Consider the following 17,941-nt stretch of genomic DNA (forward strand, 5'->3'; position numbering starts at 1 on the left):
TGAGCCGGTTGGGCTCGACGTCGGTCGCCCGCATGGACTCCGACACGTCGATCACCAGCATCACGACCGCGCGGTTGAGCGGAATCCGCACGTCCGACGTCGGCCCGGCCATCGCGGTGGTCAGCAACACCAGCGAGGCGGCGAGCAGGATGGTCGGCACGTGCCGCCACTTGCTGGGACTGGGCGGCGCGACGCGCTCGAGCACCTCCATGTTCGCGAACCGCAGCACCCGGCGACGACGGGCGAATTGCTGCACCACGTAGAGGCCGATCACCAACAGCACGATCAGCAGGACCAGGAAGAACCAGGCGTTCTGGAAACCCGTGAGCGACACCGGTCCCAGCAGGGGCACCTTCATGTCCAGCCACACTATGCGCCGACCGGGGGGCAGTGCATGGGCCGCCGCCCGGCGACTACCCGGCGACGAGATCGCGGCGCTGGGTGAACTTGATGTCCAGGCTGCGCAGGTGCGTCTGCAGCCCGGCGTCCTGGACGGGGATCAGGTGGGCGGGCTGATCGGTCTCGTTGTAGTGGGCGTGCCACATGCCCGGCGGCGTGGTGAATGCGCAGCCGGCCCGCCAGTCCACCCGGGTGGGATCGACGATGTCGCCGCGCTCGTCGAGCCGAGTGCCCAGCAGCGTGTAGCAGCCGGACTCCGGCGCATCCAGGATCAGATCCAGCGCGACCGACTGGTGCCGGTGCGGGCGCTGCACCTGGTTGGGCGGCAGCACGCCGAACATGGCCCACAGCACGTGGGTGATGGTCAGCGTCTGCTCCTGGTTGGCGTTGGCCAGCAGCACGCTGACCCGGCTCTTGTCGTTGGCGCCGGGACGCGACGCGATCTCGTCCAGCTTGGCCACCGCGTCGGCGCGGCGGAACTTGGTCGCCGCAAAGCGCGGCCGGGTGGCCTCGGCGCCCAGGTAGCGCATCAACGGCTCGTCGTGCACCCAGTACATGGCCGTGTCGGTGGCGGCGTAGAACACCGAATGGCTGCCGGCGGGCAGCGTCACGAAGTCGCCTTTCTCCCACTCGATCAGCCGGCCGTTGACCGCCGCGAAACCCCGCCCGTAGAGCACGTAGTACAGCTGCGAGGTGGCGTTGGGGCTGGTGTCGACCTGCTCTTTGGCGCGGATGCTGACGAAGTTGGCCAGCAGCGCCGGGCTGGTCGCCGCGCCGGTCTCGATGCCCAGCTCCCCGGACAGATCCAGCGGGATCACGCCGGTCGGCGCGTCGAGGTAGAGCTCGGGATCGAAGCGCTTCAGCGGAACCGGTGGAACGTGCCCGGACCCGATCGGGTTGGCCGCCTTGGAGTATTCGAAGTACTCGGCGTGGCGCGCCCACTCCTCGAAACGGCCCTCGAACCCGTATTCGGCCACGTTGATCATCGGCGCCGGGATCGTCGGATCCAGATTGGGCGTCACTAGCTGCTGGGTGCTGGGCATCTCGGGTCTCCCTCTTACCACTCGGGTACGTCTCGTATCTGAATAGTATTTAACTTGTATCTCAGTGTCAATCACCGCAGGTAGGACCCCAAGGTGTACGGTCATGAGCACGATTGAGATACGACTTAGCTACAAGAGCGGGGTGCGATGGCAGCAAGGAATCCCCGGCCCGGCACGGCCAAGGACCGCGCGCTGGATTATGTGAAGACCCAGGTGCTCACCGGCGAGTTCCCCGGCGGCGAGCTGATCAGCGAGGGCGACGTCGCCGCCGCGCTGGGGATGTCGCGCACCCCGGTGCGCGAAGCGTTCCTTCGGCTGGAGGCCGACGGGCTGCTGCGGCTCTACCCGCAGCGCGGCGCCCTGGTGGTGCCGGTCTCACCCGACGAGGTGCGGGCGGTCATGGAGGCACGGTTGGTGCTCGAGCAGTTCGCGGCCGGCAAGGTGGTCGGCCGCGGCCCGGCCGTCTGGGCCGCGGTCTTCGAACGGCAATCGGACGAACTGCGGCGGCAGCGCGACGCCGCGGCGGCCGCCGACTGGCGCGAGTTCTTGGAGTCCGACCGCGCCTTCCACGCGATCACGCTGGAAGAGTCGGGCAACGCCATCCTGGCGAATTCCTACTCGATGTTGCGCGACCGCCAGATGCGGATGATCGGGGAATCGGCGCTGCGCGAACCCGATCGGGTGGCGACGATCCTGGCCGAGCACCGGGGCATCGCGGAAGCGTTGCGCGACGGCGACTTACCGCGCGCCCTGCGCGCGGTGCAGACCCATCTGGCCAGCACGGTGCGCGCCATGGGACTCTCCGTGCAGCCGGACCCGTTTTGGGCTACCGAGCAGACATGACCAGCCGCCCGGCCTAGCCGATCAGCACGGCATAGCGCGGCTTGATCACCTCGTCGATGATCGCCAGCCGCTCGTCGAACGGGATGAAGGCGGACTTCATCGCGTTGATGGTGAACCGCTCGAGGTCACTCCACCCGTAGCCGAAAGCCTCGACCAATCGGTGCATTTCGCGACTCATGAAGGTGTCGCTCATCAACCGGTTGTCGGTGTTGACGGTCACCCGGAAGCGGGTGCGGGCCAGCAGATCGAACGGATGCTCGGCGATGCTCTTGACCGCGCCGGTCTGCACGTTGGAGCTGGGACACAGTTCCAGCGGAATTCGCTTGTCCCGCAGGATCGATGCCTGTTGGCCCAGCCGGACCCGTCCGTCGGCCAGCACGTCGATGTCGTCGACGATGCGCACGCCGTGGCCCAGCCGGTCCGCGCCGCAGAAGGCGATCGCCTCATGGATGGACGGCAGCCCGAACGCCTCGCCGGCATGAATGGTGAAGCGCGCGTTATGGTCTCGCATGTACTCGAAGGCATCCAGGTGCCGGGTCGGCGGGTTGCCCGCCTCGGCGCCGGCGATGTCGAATCCGACAACGCCCTTGTCCCGGAACCGGATCGCCAGCTCGGCGATCTCCCGGGACACCGCCGCGTGCCGCATGGCGGTGACCAACAGGCGCACCACGATGGGGCGTCCCGCTGCGGCACATGCCTTTTCGCCGTCGGCGAAACCGGCCAGCACGGCGTCGACGATCGCATCGAAGGACAGCCCGCGGTCGATGTGCAGCTCGGGAGCGAACCGGATCTCGGCGTAGACCACCGAGTCCTCGGCCAGATCCTCCACGCACTCGTATGCGACCCGGTGCAGCGCCTCGGGTGTCTGCATCACCGCCACGGTGTGCGAGAACGGCTCCAGGTAGCGCTCCAGCGAGCCGCTGTGCGAACGGGTGCGAAACCACTTCGCCAGCTCGTCGACGTCGGTGGCGGGCAGCCCGTCGTAGCCGATCTGCCCGGCGATGTCCAGCACGGTCGACGGGCGCAGGCCGCCGTCGAGGTGATCGTGCAGCAGGGCCTTGGGGGCCTTTCGGATCTGCTCCAGCCCCAGCGGTGCGGTCATGTCGCGATCCGATCGATGATCAGCCGCCGGGAAGCCGGTGGTGCGTCGTCGACGCTCCACCGGCCGTCCAGCTCGGCGAGCGCGGCGCCGAAGCGCTCCGGGGTTTCGGTGTAGAGGGTGAACAACGGCTCACCGGCCGTGACCGGTTGGCCGGGGCGGCGGTGGATCCGGACACCGGCGCCCGACTGCACCCGTTCGCCCGGACGGGACCTGCCCGCACCGAGCCGCCATGCCGCCAGCCCCACTGCCATCGCGTCGATATCGCCCATTGTGCCGCCCCGGGGCGCGTTCACGGTCTCGGCATGCCCAGCGATCGGCAACGGCACCGACAAATCGCCGCCCTGGGCCGCGACGAGCCGGCGAAACCGGTCCATAGCGGTGCCGTCGCGCAAGGTGTCGGCGGGATCTCGGTCGTCGATCCCGGCCAGCTCGAGCATCTCTTCGGCCAGCCGCAGCGTCAGCTCGACGACGTCGGGCGGCCCGCCGCCGGCCAGCACCTCGAGCGACTCGGCGACCTCGAGCGCATTGCCGACGGTCGCGCCCAGCGGGCGGTTCATGTCCGTCAGCAGCGCGCGGGTGGGCACCCCGTGCGCCGCGCCCAGCTCGACCATGGTGTGCGCCAGTTCGCGGCTCTGCGCCTCCGAGGACGTGAAGGCCCCGGAGCCCACTTTCACGTCCAGCACCAGCGCCCCGGCCCCCTCCGCCAGCTTCTTGCTCATCACCGAGCTGGCGATCAGCGGCAGCGACTCGACGGTGGCGGTGATGTCGCGCAGCGCGTACAGCTTGGCGTCGGCCGGGGCCAGATCACCGGCGGCGAAGATGGCCGCCCCGACCTCGCGCAGCTGGTCGCGCACGCGCCGGTTGGACAGCTCGCCGGTGAACCCGGCGATGGATTCCAGCTTGTCCAGGGTGCCGCCGGTGTGGCCGAGCCCGCGGCCCGACGCCTGCGGCACCGCCGCGCCGCAGGCCGCGACGATCGGCACCAATGGCAGGGTGATCTTGTCCCCCACCCCGCCGGTGGAGTGCTTGTCCACCGTCGGCACGCCGAGGTCGCTGAAGTCGAGCGTTTCGCCCGACGCCAGCATCGCCGCGGTCCACCGGGCGGTCTCGCCGCGGTCCATGCCGCGCAACAGGATCGCCATCAGCAGCGCCGCCATCTGTTCTTCGGCCACCCGGCCGTCGGTGTAGGCGCCGACGACCCAGTCGATGGCGGCGTCGGACAACCGGCCGCCGTCGCGCTTGGTCCTGATCACCGTGGGCGCGTCGAACGCGGGGGGCATCAACCGCGCCCCGCGGCCAGATCGTCGGGGCCGAAGGCGTCCGGCAGCAGGTCGCCGAGCCGGCGCGGCCCTCCCGGATGGTCGATCAGCAGTTCCGGGCCGCCGTGTTCCAGCAGCACCTGACGGCACCGCCCGCACGGCATCAGCACCGCACCCCGCCCGTCCACGCACGCCAGCGCCACCAGCCGGCCCCCGCCGGTGGAATGCAGGGCGCACACCACCGCGCATTCGGCACAGAGACCAAGGCCATATGAGATGTTCTCCACATTGCAGCCGGTGACCACGCGGTGGTCGTCGACCAGCGCGGCCGCCCCGACCCGGAATCGCGAGTACGGTGCATAGGCACCCGCAGACACCTCGATTGCCTTGTCCCGCAACATTTTCCAGTCGATCTCAGGCATAACGAAACCCCGCTCACCCATGGCCGATACCGACAGTCACCCTAGTCGCAAAGCGGCATTTCGCTTGACGGACGTCGACGCAGGCCGCGCCGCGACCGAGATAAGCTCAAGTGCCCGGTGTGACTGACGTTGAAGTCGGAAGAAGGCGGTGAGGACTGGGGTGACGACGCAACCGACAACCGCGGATCCGGCGGCACCGGTACCTCCATCGCGCAAACGCAGGCCACCACGCACGCTGTACCGGGGCGACCCCGGCATGTGGTCGTGGGTGCTGCACCGGATCAGCGGCGCGACGATCTTCTTCTTCCTGTTCGTGCACGTCCTCGACGCCGCGATGCTGCGGGTCAGCCCGCAGACCTACAACGCGGTGATCCACGACTATCAGATGCCGATCGTCGGCCTGATGGAATACGGCCTGGTCGCCGCGGTGCTCTTCCACGGCCTGAACGGGATCCGGGTGATCCTGATCGACTTCTGGTCCGAGGGCCCGCGCCACCAGCGGCTGATGTTCTGGATCGTCGGCGTCGTGTTCCTGCTGCTGATGGTCCCGGCCGGCGTGGTGACGGTCATCCACATGATGGGGCACTTCCGATGAGCAGTCCCGACCTTCAGCTCGGACGCGGCCAGGTGGCGCCGGTCCGGCAGCGCAGCCACGACCGGCCCGCCAGCCTGGACAACCCCCGCTCACCGCGGCGGCGGGCCGGCATCCCCAACTTCGAGAAGTTCGCCTGGCTGTTCATGCGGTTCTCCGGGATCGCGTTGTTCGTGCTGGCGATCGGCCACCTGTTCATCATGCTGATGTGGGACGACGGCGTGTACCGCATCGACTTCAACTATGTGGCGCAGCGCTGGGCGTCGCCGTTCTGGCAGTTCTGGGACCTGGCGCTGCTGTGGCTGGCGCAGCTGCACGGCGGCAACGGGCTGCGGACCATCATCGACGACTACAGCCGCAAGGACAGCACCCGGTTCTGGCTCAACAGCCTGCTGCTGTTGTCCATGGCGTTCACCCTGGTGCTGGGTACCTACGTGCTGCTGACATTCGACCCGAATATCGGAGGCTGACATGTTTGCGCCACCTCCTCCTCATCGCTTCGCTCTGCATCGTCGGAGGCTGACGAGGTGATCCAGCAACACCGATACGACGTGGTGATCGTCGGCGCCGGCGGTGCCGGCATGCGCGCGGCGGTGGAGGCCGGGCCGCGGGTGCGCACGGCGGTGCTGACCAAGCTCTACCCCACCCGCAGCCACACCGGCGCCGCCCAGGGCGGCATGTGCGCGGCGCTGGCCAACGTCGAGGACGACAACTGGGAATGGCACACGTTCGACACCGTCAAGGGCGGCGACTACCTCGCCGACCAGGACGCCGTGGAGATCATGTGCAAGGAAGCGATCGACGCGGTGCTGGACCTGGAGAAGATGGGGATGCCGTTCAACCGCACCCCCGAGGGCCGCATCGACCAGCGCCGTTTCGGCGGGCACACCCGCGACCACGGCAAGGCCCCGGTGCGCCGGGCCTGCTACGCCGCCGACCGCACCGGCCACATGATTCTGCAGACGCTGTACCAGAACTGTGTGCGGCACGACGTGCAGTTCTTCAACGAGTTCTACGCGCTGGACCTGGTTTTGACGCAGACGCCCAGCGGACCGGTGGCCACCGGCGTGGTCGCCTACGAGCTGGCCACCGGCGACATCCACGTCTTCCACGCCAAGTCGATCGTGCTCGCCACCGGCGGGTCGGGCCGGATGTACAAGACCACCTCCAACGCGCACACGTTGACCGGCGACGGCCTCGGCATCGTCTTCCGCAAGGGACTTCCATTGGAGGACATGGAGTTTCACCAGTTCCACCCCACCGGCCTGGCCGGCCTGGGCATCCTGATCTCCGAGGCGGTGCGCGGTGAGGGCGGCCGGCTGCTCAACGCCGACGGCGAGCGCTTCATGGAGCGCTACGCCCCCACGATCGTCGACCTGGCACCGCGCGACATCGTGGCCCGCTCCATGGTTTTGGAGGTCCTGGAGGGCCGCGGCGCCGGACCCAACAAGGACTACGTCTACATCGACGTCCGCCACCTCGGCGAGGACGTGCTGGAGGCCAAGCTGCCCGACATCACCGAGTTCGCCCGCACCTATCTGGGTGTGGACCCGGTGCACGAGCTGGTCCCCGTCTACCCGACCTGCCACTACGTGATGGGCGGCATCCCCACCACCGTCACCGGACAGGTGTTGCGGGACAACACTTCTACGGTGCCGGGGCTGTACGCGGCCGGCGAGTGTGCGTGCGTGTCGGTGCACGGGGCCAACCGGCTGGGCACCAATTCACTGCTGGACATCAACGTGTTCGGCCGCCGCGCCGGCATCGCCGCGGCCAATTACGCGCGCGGGCACGACTTCGTGGACATGCCCCCGCAGCCCGAGGCGATGGTCCTCGGCTGGGTCGGCGACATCTTGAACGAGCACGGCAACGAGCGCGTCGCCGACATCCGCAACGCGCTGCAGCAGTCGATGGACAACAACGCCGCCGTGTTCCGCACCGAGGAGACGCTCAAGCAGGCGCTCACCGACATCCACGCGCTCAAGGAGCGCTACGCGCGAATCACCGTGCACGACAAGGGGAAACGGTTCAACAGCGACCTGCTCGAGGCCATCGAACTGGGCTTCCTGCTGGAGCTCGCCGAGGTCACCGTGGTCGGGGCGTTGAACCGCAAGGAGTCTCGCGGCGGCCACGCCCGCGAGGACTATCCCAACCGCGACGACGTCAACTTCATGCGCCACACGATGGCCTACAAGCAGGGCCCCGATCTGCTGAGCGACATCACGCTGGACTTCAAGCCCGTCGTGCAGACTCGCTACGAACCCAAGGAGCGCAAGTACTGATGGCTGTCGATTCGGACGTCGAGACCAGCCTGGAACCACCCCTGCCGCCGATTCCGGACGAGGCGGTCATGGTGACCGTCAAGATCGCCCGGTTCAATCCCGACCAGCCCGACGCCTACGCGGAAACCGGTGGCTGGCAAAGCTTTCGGGTACCGTGCCTACCCAGCGACCGGATGCTCAACCTGCTGATCTACATCAAGAGCTACCTGGACGGGACGCTGACCTTCCGGCGCTCCTGCGCGCACGGGGTGTGCGGCTCGGACGCCATGCGCATCAACGGCGTCAACCGGCTGGCGTGCAAGGTGCTGATGCGCGACCTGCTGCCGGCGCACAAGAAGGGGAAACCGGGCAAGGCACTGACCATCACGGTCGAGCCGATCCGTGGGCTGCCGGTGGAGAAGGACCTGGTGGTCGACATGGAGCCGTTCTTCGACGCCTACCGGGCGGTGAAACCGTACCTGATCACCACCGGCAACCCGCCGACCCGCGAACGCATTCAGAGCCCGACCGACCGCGCCCGCTACGACGACACCACCAAGTGCATCCTGTGCGCGGCGTGCACCACCAGTTGCCCGATCTTCTGGCACGAGGGCAGTTACTACGGCCCGGCGGCGATCGTCAACGCGCATCGCTTCATCTTCGACAGCCGCGACGAGGCCGCCGCCGAACGCCTGGACATCCTCAACGAGGTCGACGGCGTGTGGCGCTGCCGCACCACGTTCAACTGCACCGAGGCCTGCCCGCGCGGCATCCAGATCACCAAGGCGATCCAGGAGGTCAAGCGCGCGATCATGTTCTCGCGCTAGGCGCTTGCGGGCCTGCGTCACATTCGTCACAGGGGTACCTCTCCGGAACCAACAAGCTTTTCCCGAAAGCGCTGGCGCATGCGCTAGCACGTTTGAAACTCGCCTCATGGTTCCCGAGGCCCGTCACACTTCGCGGGGCTGCCTCGTCTGACGGGTATGACACAGAAAACCCGCATCGAGCCCCTGCCACCCAAGCGCACCGGATTGCTGACCCGGGCCATGTACCGGATCGCCAAGCGGCGCTACGGCCAGGTCCCCGAACCGTTCACCGTTGCCGCACACCATCGCGGGCTGATGATCGCCGGCGCCGTGCACGAGACCATGCTGGACCGGGCGTCGAAAACCCTGCCGGTCAGCGTGCGCGAACTCGCGGTGCTCTGGACCGCGCGCACGGTCGGCTGCTCGTGGTGTGTCGACTTCGGGTCCATGCTGCAGCGGCTGGACGGCCTGGACGTCACGCGCCTGAAGGAGATCGACAACTACGTCACCTCAACGGCATTCACCGACGACGAGCGCGCCGCCATCGCCTACGCCGACGCGATGACCACCGATCCGCACACCGTGACCGACGAGCAGGTCGCCGATCTGCGGGCCCGCTTCGGTGACGCCGGGGTGATCGAGCTGACCTACCAGATCGGCGTGGAGAACATGCGGGCGCGGATGAACACCGCGCTGGGCATCACCGAACAGGGCTTCAACTCCGGCGACGCCTGCCGGGTGCCCTGGGCGACCGAGCTCAACGGGTCCGCAGCGGAGAGCCGGTGAATTTGTCGGGGTTGGCGACATCCCATAGGGCGCAGACCTTTCCGTCGCGCACCGTGGCGGCCATGATTCGCGGCATCATCTCCCGGTACCCGTCGCTGGCGGGGCAGCCGGGCGTGTAGCCGCCCAGCTCACCGTTGACCAGCCCCAGCTGATACGAGGTGAACATCGCCGGGCCGTAGCGCTGGGCCAGGCCGAAGAAAAATCGGGCCACCTTGTCCGCGCCGTGGATGACGTTGATTGCCGTGGGCGCCTTGCCATTCGCGTCGCCGGTGAGGATCACGTCGGGGTGGAGCAGCGCCACCACGGCCTCCAGATCGCCGGATGCCATGGCGTCCATCAACTCCCCGACCACCTTGTCGTGCGACGGATCGGGTTGGGGCGGCGGCTCGGCCGCGACGGCCTTGCGCGCCCGCGACGCCAGCTGCCGGGCGGCGGCCTCGTTGGTTCCCAGCACCTGCGCCACCTCCGCGAACGGCACGGCGAACCCGTCGTGCAACACGAACGCGACCCGCTGATCGGGTGACAGCCGCTCCAGCACCACCATCGCCGCGAACCGGGCGTCCTCGCCGGCCACCACCGCGGACAGCGGATCGGCCGCGTCGAAGCCGGTGACCACCGGCTCGGGCAGCCAATTGCCGGTGTAGGTCTCGCGACGATGCGCGGCCGAGCGCAACCGGTCCAGCCCCAGCCTGCTCACCACCGTGGTCAGCCAGGCCCGCAGGTCGGTGATCTTCGTTCGGTTTTCGGGATCCTGCTTATGCCAGCGCAGCCACGCATCCTGGACGATGTCCTCGGCGTCGGCCACCGTGCCGGTGAGCCGGTAGGCGACCGACATGAGGTGGGGCCGTAACGACTCGAACTCGCTGACCTGCTGTGCTGAGGTCATGTCACCGAGCCTAGCGCTACGCTCACCAACGACATGACTGACAACCTGTGGCTGCACTTCGCCCGGCACGGTCCGGACATCACGCCGCCGATCATCACCCGCGGCGAGGGCGTCACCATCTTCGACGACCGCGGCAAGGCCTACCTCGACGGCCTGTCCGGACTGTTCACCGTGCAGGTCGGCCACGGCCGCACCGAACTCGCCGAGGTCGCCGCCCGGCAGGCGAGCACGCTGGCGTTCTTCCCGCTGTGGGGATACGCGACACCCCCCGCGATCGAACTCGCCGAACGCCTCGCCGGCTACGCCCCGGGCGACCTGAACCGGGTCTTCTTCACCACCGGCGGCACCGAGGCCGTCGAGACCGCCTGGAAGCTGGCCAAGCAGTACTTCAAGCTCACCGGCAAACCCGGTAAGCACAAGGTGATTTCGCGATCGGTCGCCTACCACGGCACCACCCAGGGCGCGCTGGCGATCACCGGGCTGCCGAAATACAAGGCGCCGTTCGAGCCGGTGACGCCCGGCGGCTTCCGGGTGCCCAACACCAATTTCTACCGGGCGCCCGAGCCGTTCGGAACCGACCCGAAGGCCTTCGGGCAGTGGGCCGCCGACCGGATCGCCGAGGCCATCGAGTTCGAAGGCCCCGACACCGTGGCCGCGGTGTTCCTGGAGCCGGTGCAGAACGCCGGTGGCAGCATCCCGCCTCCCCCAGGCTATTTCGAGCGGGTGCGCCAGATCTGCGACGAATACGACGTGCTGCTGGTCTCCGACGAGGTGATCTGCGCGTTCGGCCGCATCGGATCAATGTTCGCCTGCTCAGACTTCGGCTACGTGCCCGACATGATCACCTGCGCCAAGGGGATGACGTCGGGCTACTCACCGATCGGCGCGATGATCGCCACCGACAGGCTGTTCGAACCGTTCAACGACGGCGCCACCATGTTCCCGCACGGGTATACCTTTGGCGGCCATCCGGTTTCGGCGGCCGTCGGGCTGGCCAACCTCGACATCTTCGAGCGTGAGGGTCTCAACGAGCACGTCCGAACCCACGCCCCGGCCCTGCGCGCGACCCTGGACAAGCTCTACGACCTCCCGATCGTCGGCGACGTGCGCGGCGAGGGTTTCTTCTTCGGCGTGGAACTGGTCAAGGACCAGGCGACCAAGCAGACCTTCAGCGACTCCGAGCGCCGCCCGCTGCTCGCCCGGGTCGGTGCGGCGCTGTTCGAGGCCGGGCTGTATTGCCGCACCGACGACCGCGGCGATTCCGTCATTCAGCTGGCGCCGCCGCTGATCAGCGGCCAGGCCGAGTTCGACACCATCGAATCCATCCTGCGCGAGGTGCTGACGCGGGAGTCCGCGCGGCTCTAAAGTCCTGGTTATGGCGCGCAAACCCCGTATCCATCCGGTCCGGTGGCAGCCGCCGCCGGCCGACCCGCTGCCCGACATGCCGGCGCCGGGCATCACCGTCGTCCCGCTGCCCGGCAACGGTCCCGAGGATGTCGTCGTCGACGCGGCCGGCCGGTTGTGGACGGGCCTCGAAGACGGGCGCATCGTGCGGATTGACCCCGACGGCGACAACCCAACTGTTATCGCCGACACCGGCGGGCGCCCGCTCGGTCTGCACGTCGCCCGCGATGGCCGAATCCTGATCTGCGACAGCCATCGTGGATTGCTCGCGCTGGACCCGGCGAGCGGCGCGCTCGACGTGTTGCTGGAATCGGTCGGCGGCAGGCGGCTCATGTTCTGCTCCAACGTCACCGAAACACCGGACGGGACAATCTATTTCACCGAGTCGACGGCCGACTATCATTTCGAGGACTACACCGCCCCGATCGTGGAGGCACGCGGAACCGGCGGCCTGTTCCGGCTCGACACCGACGGCACCGTCAGCACCCTGGCCGACGGCCTGTACTTCGCCAACGGGCTGACCCCGACGGCCGACGGCTCGGCGCTGGTCTTCGCCGAAACCCAGGCGCGCCGGCTGTCGAAGTACTGGCTGACCGGGCCGCGGGCCGGATCGGTGACACCGTTGGCGGTGCACCTGCCCGGCATGCCCGACAACCTGTCCACCGGTGCGGACGGCCGCATCTGGACCGCGCTGGTCACCGAGGCGAACCCGGCGCTGGAATCGCTGTTCCCGCGGGCCCCGATCATCCGCCAGGTGGTGTGGCGCCTCCCGGAGAAGCTGCAGCCGCGGATCAAGCCCGAGGTCTGGGCGGTCGCGTTCGATCCGGACAGCGGGGCGGCCGTCGCCGGCCTGCGCACCACGCATCCGGACTTCGGCGCCGTGACCGGTCTGGTCGAGGCGGCGGGAAAGCTCTGGATGGGCACGATCAACTACCCGGCCCTCGCGCGGGTGGACCTGGCGGCCACCAAGCTCTAGCGGGCCGCCCGCTTCACCGCGTCGGCGGCCATCAGTACCTCACGCGAATGTGCCGGCGACGAGGTGTTGGCCAGCCGCGTCAACGCGTTGCAGAGCCACGCGAGCGATGACCGCAGCTCGGGATCCGATGCGGACTCGCGAAGCTGCCTGAGTTCGGCCACCACCTGCTCGGTCCCTGCGCGCCGAACCTGGGTCGCCTTCTCGGCCTGCCTGAGCAGTTGGCCCAGCGACCGCGGACCCGTCGACCACAACCGAAATTTTGGAATAGCGGTCAGTGTAGGCGTTCGGCGCGGTCATCGCGCGCCGGCGGCCTGGGAACCTACGCCTGTAACTTGTGCCCCATCAGTCACAGCGCGGCTCCCGCGAATCCGCCGTCCGATCGCCTAGTCTGCAACCACGATGACCCTGTTACGTTCCACATCATGCCTGGCAGCGGCGCTTTTCCTGACGGCCGCCCCGGTCACGCTGGCAGCGCCGGCGACATTGCCGCTGGGGATGCCGCTCGCCGCGGCCGAACCCGCCCCCGGACCCAATGCCGCGCCCCCGGACTGCCCGTACAAGGTGAACACCCCGAAGGCCGTGGACTCGTCGGAGGCCCCCACCGCCGGCGACCCGCCGATCCCGCTGGCGGTGCCCGCCAAGCCGGTCGGCGGCGACGCGCTGGGCAGCTGCGGGATCGTCGCGGCGCCGAACACGCCGGCGCTGCCGGGCGACGTATCCGCCGAGGCCTGGCTGGTGGCGGACCTGGACAGCGGCGCGGTGATCGCGGCCAAGGACCCGCACGGCCGGCACCGCCCGGCCAGCATCATCAAGGTGCTGGTCGCGATGGCCTCCATCAACGCGCTCAACCTGAACAAGGCGGTCCCGGGCACCGCCGACGACGCCGCCGCCGAGGGCACCAAGGTCGGCGTCGAGGAGGGCGGCGTCTTCACCGTCAACCAGCTGCTGCACGGGCTGCTGATGCACTCCGGCAACGACGCCGCCCACGCGCTCGCGATGCAGCTGGGCGGCATGCAGCAGGCGCTGGAGAAGATCAACGTGCTGAGCGCCAAGCTGGGCGGCCAGGACACCCGGGTGGCGTCGCCGTCGGGACTGGACGCCCCCGGCATGAGCACCTCGGCCTACGACATCGGGCTGTTCTACCGCTACGCCTGGCAGAACCCGACGTTCGCCGACATCGTCGCGACCCGGACCTTCGACTTCCCCGGCCATGGCGATCACCCGGGCTACGAGCTGGAGAACGACAACCAGCTGCTCTACAAGTATCCCGGCGCGCTGGGCGGCAAGACCGGTTACACCGACGACGCGGGCCAGACGTTCGTCGGCGCGGCCAACCACGACGGGCGCCGGTTGGTGGCGGTGCTGTTGCACGGGACGCGGCAGCCGATCGCGCCGTGGGAGCAGGCCGCACACCTGCTGGACTACGGCTTCTCCACCCCGCAGGGCACCCAGGTCGGCTCGCTGATCGCGCCCGACCCGTCCCTGGCGCCGGCCAAACACGATACCGCCGCCGACCCGGTCGCGAACAACGCCGCGGCCGGCGACCTCATCGGTTCGGCGGACGCCATGCCGATCCGGGTCGGCGTGGCGGTGATCGGCACCATCGTGGTGTTCGCGCTGATCATGATGGCGCGCTCGATGAACCGCCGACCGCAACACCGCTGAGCGGTGCCCACTGTGTCGCGGCGCGGTCTGCTGGTCGGGCTGACCGCCGCCAGCGTGGGCGTCATCTACGGTTACGACCTGTCCATCATCGCCGGGGCGCAGTTGTTCGTCACCGAGGACTTCGGATTGTCCACGCGCCAGCAGGAATTGCTCACGACCATGGTGGTGATCGGCCAGATCGTCGGGGCGCTCGGCGCCGGCGTGCTGGCCAACGTGATCGGGCGGAAAAGGTCGGTGGTGCTGATCCTGTTCGCCTACACGGTTTTCGCGCTGCTGGCCGCGTTCTCGATCTCGCTGCCGATGCTGCTGACCGCGCGGCTGCTGCTGGGTCTGACCATCGGCGTGACGGTGGTGGTCGTCCCGGTGTACGTGGCGGAGTCGGCCCCGACGGCGGTGCGCGGCTCGCTGCTGACGGCCTATCAACTGGCGATCGTCAGCGGGCTCATCGTCGGCTACCTGACCGGATACCTGCTGGCCGGCACCCACAGCTGGCGCTGGATGCTGGGGCTGGCCTGCGTGCCCGCATTGCTCTTGCTGCCGTTGGTGATTCGGATGCCCGACACGGCCCGGTGGTACGTGTTGAAGGGCCGGACGGACGATGCCCGCGCGGCGCTGCTGCGCGTCGAACCCACCGCACAGGTCGACGACGACCTCGCCGAGATCGGCCGCGCGCTGAGCGAGGCCACCCCCGGCAGCAAGGGCGCCGCCTCCGAGATGCTGCGGCCCCCGTACCTGCGGGCCACCGTCTTCGTGGTCGTCCTCGGGTTTTTGATCCAGATCACCGGCATCAACGCGATCATCTATTACAGCCCCCGCATCTTCCAGGCCATGGGCTTCACCGGCAACTTCGCGCTGCTGGGGCTGCCGGCGCTGCTTCAGGTCGCCGGCCTGGCGGCCGTCGGCGCGGCCCTGCTGCTGGTAGATCGGGTGGGCCGGCGGCCAATCCTGTTGTGCGGCACCGCGATGATGATCGTCGCCGACGTCGGCCTGATGGCCGTGTTCGGCCGGGGCTTCGGCGGCCCGATCGCCGGGTTCGCCGGCATCCTGCTGTTCATCATCGGCTACACCATGGGCTTTGGCTCCCTGGGCTGGGTGTACGCCAGCGAAAGCTTCCCGTCCCGGCTACGCTCGATCGGGTCGAGCACCATGTTGACCTCCAACCTGGTGGCTAACGCCATCATCGCCGCCGTCTTCCTGAGCCTGCTCCATTCCCTGGGCGGCGCAGGAACTTTCGCACTGTTCGCGTCCCTTGCCGCGGTCGCGTTCGTCTTCGTCTACCGCTACGCGCCGGAAACCAAGGGCCGCCAGCTCGAGGACATCCGCCACTTCTGGGAAAACGGCGGCCGATGGCCGTGATCGCCGCGGGCACCATGGTCCTCGACGGCCGGGTCTGCCGCCCGGGCTGGCTCGAAACCTCCGGCGGACGGATCACGGCCTGCGCGCCCGGGGCGCCGCCCCGCCCGGCCGACCGAGACTTCCCCGATTGCACTGTGGTGCCGGGCTTTATCGACATGCACGTGCACGGCGGCGGCGGCGCTTCCTACACCGACGCCGACGGCATCGCCGGCGCGGCCGCGTTCCACCTGCGGCACGGCACCACCACCACGCTGGCCAGCCTGGTGACCGCCTCGCCACCCGAATTGCTCAGCGGGGTGCGGGCGCTCGCCGAGGCCACCCGGGCAGGCACCGTCGCGGGCATCCACCTGGAGGGGCCGTGGCTGAGCCGGGCGCACTGCGGAGCCCACGACCGCACCCAGATGCGTGATCCGGACTCCGACGAGATCGGCGCCCTGCTGGCCGCGGGCGGCGGCGCGATCAAGATGGTGACGCTGGCGCCCGAGCTGCCCGGGGCCGATGCGGCCATCCGGCGTTTCGTGGACGCGGGAGTCGTTGTGGCGGTGGGGCATACCGGCGCCACCTACGAGCAGACCAAAGCGGCGATCGCCGCGGGCGCCACGGTCGGCACGCACCTGTTCAACGCGATGCCACCGCTGCACCATCGCGAACCCGGCCCGGCGCTGGCCTTGCTGCGCGACCCGCGGGTGACCGTCGAGGTGATCGCGGACGGCGTGCACCTACACCCCGACGTGGTGCGGGCGGTCATCGCGGCCGCCGGCGCGGACCGGGTCGCCACGATCACCGACGCGATCGCCGCGGCGGGCCGCGCCGACGGCGCATTTCGGCTCGGCGCGGTGCCCATCGATGTCGTCTCCGGTGTGGCACGGGTGCACGGGACGTCGACGATCGCGGGCAGCACCGCCACCATGGACCGGCTCTTCGGCACCGTGCACGCCGATGCGGGACTCGTCGCCGCGGTACAGACCACCGCCGCGACGCCGGCGCGAGCGCTCGGCCTACAGCGAGTGGGCGTGCTCGAAGCCGGCTACGACGCCGACCTTGTCGTGCTGGACGCTGATCTGCGCGTCTCGGCGATCATGGTGCGCGGCGCCTGGCGCTAACGCAGCAAGCGGGCGATCCGGGAAAGTGTCAGCGCCCCAACGGCTCCCAATGCCATCGCGGTCAGCGTCTGGCGGTAACCCAGACCCTCGTCCAGGTGCACCCGCGGCGCGATGATCGCCGGCGCCGGAGGGGCAACGGGTTGACTGCGCGGATCCGTGGATGCCGTCGCCGCCCACGCGGTGCAGAACAGCACGAGATAGGCGGTGATGTAAGCGAACACCATCAACCCCAGCACCGGGCCGAACGCCGCGCCCGCCGGGCTGCGCAGCACCGTCCTCAGATAGATAGATGCCACCTGCTTGAACACCTCGAAGCCGATCGCCGCGATCAGCCCGGCCCGCATCGAATCGACCAGGCTGACCTTTTCGCGGGGCAGCCGGGCGATCATCCACGTGAACAGCAGCCACGACACCAGCGTCGCGATCAGAATCGAGAACAGCCAGAAGAGCCAGTCGAACACCACAAACTGCGGTATGCCAAGCCATTTCAACAGCGCGGCCAACGGCGCGGCATGGCCGACGGTGGTCAGCGCGACGGTGGCCACGATCACCGCGAACGTCCCGACCATCGCCAGCAGATCGGAGAACTTGTTGTGCACGAAGCCCGGTGACTCGATCTGCCGGTCCCACCACATCTCCGTCAACGCCTGGCGCAGGTGCGATATCCAGCCCAGGCCCGCCCACACCGCGGTGGCCAAACCGATGACCCCGACCGAAGTCCGGGCGTCGATGGCCGAGTTCATCAACTCCTCCAGTTGGTTACCCAGCGTGCCGGTCACCTGGGAGCGGATGTGGTCGTCGATGGTGCTCAACAGCTGCGGCCGCCGGGCCAGCACGAACCCGAATGCCGCGAAACCGACCATGAGCAAAGGAAACAACGCGAAGATCGTGTAGTACGTGAGGCCGGCCGCGAAGAACCCGCCGTTGCGGTCGTCGAACCTGCGATAGGCGCGGAGGATGTGATCGATCCACCCGTACCGGGCCCGCAGCCGATCGACAATGCCCGCCTTGGCCGGCTCGCTCATCGCATGACTCCAA

The 17,941-nt window shown here is 68.8% G+C and carries 18 protein-coding genes and 1 pseudogene; 11 read left to right on the forward strand and 8 right to left on the reverse strand.

The features are described from left to right. Both A5688_RS00275 and A5688_RS00280 read right to left on the reverse strand, forming a co-directional pair. Positions 1-358: BatA domain-containing protein (locus tag A5688_RS00275; RefSeq protein WP_207546573.1), on the reverse strand; the 358-nt coding region annotated here is incomplete at its 3' end. A 55-nt stretch (positions 359-413) separates the two neighbouring features. After that, entirely contained in the window at positions 414-1,442 is a 1,029-nt protein-coding gene (locus A5688_RS00280) for a cupin (protein ID WP_067910602.1), read from the reverse strand. 147 nt (positions 1,443-1,589) lie between these two features. Between A5688_RS00280 and A5688_RS00285 the strand changes: the two genes are divergently transcribed. Continuing rightward, entirely contained in the window at positions 1,590-2,285 is a 696-nt protein-coding gene (locus tag A5688_RS00285; RefSeq protein ID WP_067910606.1) for a GntR family transcriptional regulator, read from the forward strand. A gap of 13 nt (positions 2,286-2,298) precedes the next feature. Here A5688_RS00285 and A5688_RS00290 read toward each other — a convergent pair whose 3' ends face one another. From A5688_RS00290 to A5688_RS00300, 3 genes are read right to left on the reverse strand one after another with little or no spacing between them, the layout of a single operon-like run. After that, on the reverse strand, positions 2,299-3,387 hold the full coding sequence (locus A5688_RS00290; RefSeq protein WP_067831748.1) for an adenosine deaminase: 1,089 nt from the start codon (positions 3,385-3,387) through the stop codon (positions 2,299-2,301). Further along, a complete protein-coding gene (locus tag A5688_RS00295) occupies positions 3,384-4,667 on the reverse strand; it encodes a thymidine phosphorylase (protein WP_067831752.1) in 1,284 nt (427 codons plus the stop codon). Before A5688_RS00295 ends, A5688_RS00290 begins: the two co-directional genes overlap by 4 nt. Next, positions 4,667-5,068 (reverse strand): cytidine deaminase, encoded by a 402-nt coding sequence (locus tag A5688_RS00300; RefSeq protein WP_067910609.1) that lies wholly within the window; start codon positions 5,066-5,068, stop codon positions 4,667-4,669. The genes A5688_RS00295 and A5688_RS00300 overlap by 1 nt, the downstream gene beginning before the upstream one ends. Before the next feature lie 256 nt (positions 5,069-5,324). On the opposite strand from A5688_RS00300, the gene sdhC reads away from it, so the two are divergent. The 5 genes and pseudogenes from sdhC to A5688_RS00325 form a co-directional block, all read left to right on the forward strand. Further along, a complete protein-coding gene (gene sdhC, locus A5688_RS00305; RefSeq protein WP_067831757.1) occupies positions 5,325-5,663 on the forward strand; it encodes a succinate dehydrogenase, cytochrome b556 subunit in 339 nt (112 codons plus the stop codon). Beyond that, positions 5,660-6,130, forward strand: a complete 471-nt coding sequence (locus A5688_RS00310; RefSeq protein WP_067831759.1) for a succinate dehydrogenase hydrophobic membrane anchor subunit — start codon at positions 5,660-5,662, stop codon at positions 6,128-6,130. The genes sdhC and A5688_RS00310 overlap by 4 nt, the downstream gene beginning before the upstream one ends. A gap of 57 nt (positions 6,131-6,187) precedes the next feature. Then, the gene (gene sdhA, locus A5688_RS00315; protein WP_067910613.1) at positions 6,188-7,942 is read left to right on the forward strand and encodes a succinate dehydrogenase flavoprotein subunit; all 1,755 of its coding nucleotides are present in this window, start codon (positions 6,188-6,190) and stop codon (positions 7,940-7,942) included. Then, the gene (locus A5688_RS00320) at positions 7,942-8,748 is read left to right on the forward strand and encodes a succinate dehydrogenase iron-sulfur subunit (RefSeq protein WP_067831769.1); all 807 of its coding nucleotides are present in this window, start codon (positions 7,942-7,944) and stop codon (positions 8,746-8,748) included. The genes sdhA and A5688_RS00320 overlap by 1 nt, the downstream gene beginning before the upstream one ends. Positions 8,749-8,853: 105 nt before the next feature. Continuing rightward, positions 8,854-9,513 (forward strand): annotated as a pseudogene (locus A5688_RS00325) (carboxymuconolactone decarboxylase family protein); the annotation flags it as partial. Here A5688_RS00325 and A5688_RS00330 read toward each other — a convergent pair. Beyond that, positions 9,485-10,399 (reverse strand): sigma-70 family RNA polymerase sigma factor, encoded by a 915-nt coding sequence (locus A5688_RS00330; RefSeq protein WP_067910619.1) that lies wholly within the window; start codon positions 10,397-10,399, stop codon positions 9,485-9,487. The pseudogene A5688_RS00325 and the gene A5688_RS00330 sit on opposite strands and share 29 nt — an antisense overlap. A gap of 33 nt (positions 10,400-10,432) precedes the next feature. Here A5688_RS00330 and A5688_RS00335 point away from each other — a divergent pair, with 33 nt between their 5' ends. Then, on the forward strand, positions 10,433-11,764 hold the full coding sequence (locus A5688_RS00335; RefSeq protein ID WP_067910622.1) for an aspartate aminotransferase family protein: 1,332 nt from the start codon (positions 10,433-10,435) through the stop codon (positions 11,762-11,764). A 10-nt stretch (positions 11,765-11,774) separates the two neighbouring features. Further along, on the forward strand, positions 11,775-12,779 hold the full coding sequence (locus A5688_RS00340; protein WP_067910625.1) for an SMP-30/gluconolactonase/LRE family protein: 1,005 nt from the start codon (positions 11,775-11,777) through the stop codon (positions 12,777-12,779). Here A5688_RS00340 and A5688_RS00345 read toward each other — a convergent pair. Further along, complete coding sequence (locus A5688_RS00345; protein ID WP_242660279.1) at positions 12,776-13,030, reverse strand: hypothetical protein; 255 nt, start codon at positions 13,028-13,030, stop codon at positions 12,776-12,778. The two genes, A5688_RS00340 and A5688_RS00345, sit on opposite strands and share 4 nt — an antisense overlap. Positions 13,031-13,178: 148 nt before the next feature. Here A5688_RS00345 and A5688_RS00350 point away from each other — a divergent pair, with 148 nt between their 5' ends. From A5688_RS00350 to nagA, 3 genes are read left to right on the forward strand one after another with little or no spacing between them, the layout of a single operon-like run. After that, the gene (locus tag A5688_RS00350) at positions 13,179-14,444 is read left to right on the forward strand and encodes a D-alanyl-D-alanine carboxypeptidase family protein (protein WP_067910629.1); all 1,266 of its coding nucleotides are present in this window, start codon (positions 13,179-13,181) and stop codon (positions 14,442-14,444) included. A 3-nt stretch (positions 14,445-14,447) separates the two neighbouring features. Further along, on the forward strand, positions 14,448-15,800 hold the full coding sequence (locus A5688_RS00355; protein WP_068268015.1) for a sugar porter family MFS transporter: 1,353 nt from the start codon (positions 14,448-14,450) through the stop codon (positions 15,798-15,800). After that, positions 15,791-16,903 carry an N-acetylglucosamine-6-phosphate deacetylase gene (nagA, locus tag A5688_RS00360; protein ID WP_067910635.1) on the forward strand — a complete coding sequence of 371 codons (1,113 nt, stop codon included), beginning with the start codon at positions 15,791-15,793 and terminating at the stop codon, positions 16,901-16,903. Before A5688_RS00355 ends, nagA begins: the two co-directional genes overlap by 10 nt. On the opposite strand, the gene yhjD is transcribed toward nagA, so the two are convergent. Further along, positions 16,900-17,928, reverse strand: coding sequence for an inner membrane protein YhjD (yhjD, locus tag A5688_RS00365; protein ID WP_067831794.1), 1,029 nt, complete (start codon positions 17,926-17,928; stop codon positions 16,900-16,902). The genes nagA and yhjD overlap by 4 nt on opposite strands. Positions 17,929-17,941: the final 13 nt, after the last annotated feature.

Origin of the sequence: Mycobacterium mantenii (genome assembly GCF_001667865.1) — a bacterium.
GTDB lineage: Bacteria > Actinomycetota > Actinomycetes > Mycobacteriales > Mycobacteriaceae > Mycobacterium > Mycobacterium mantenii_A.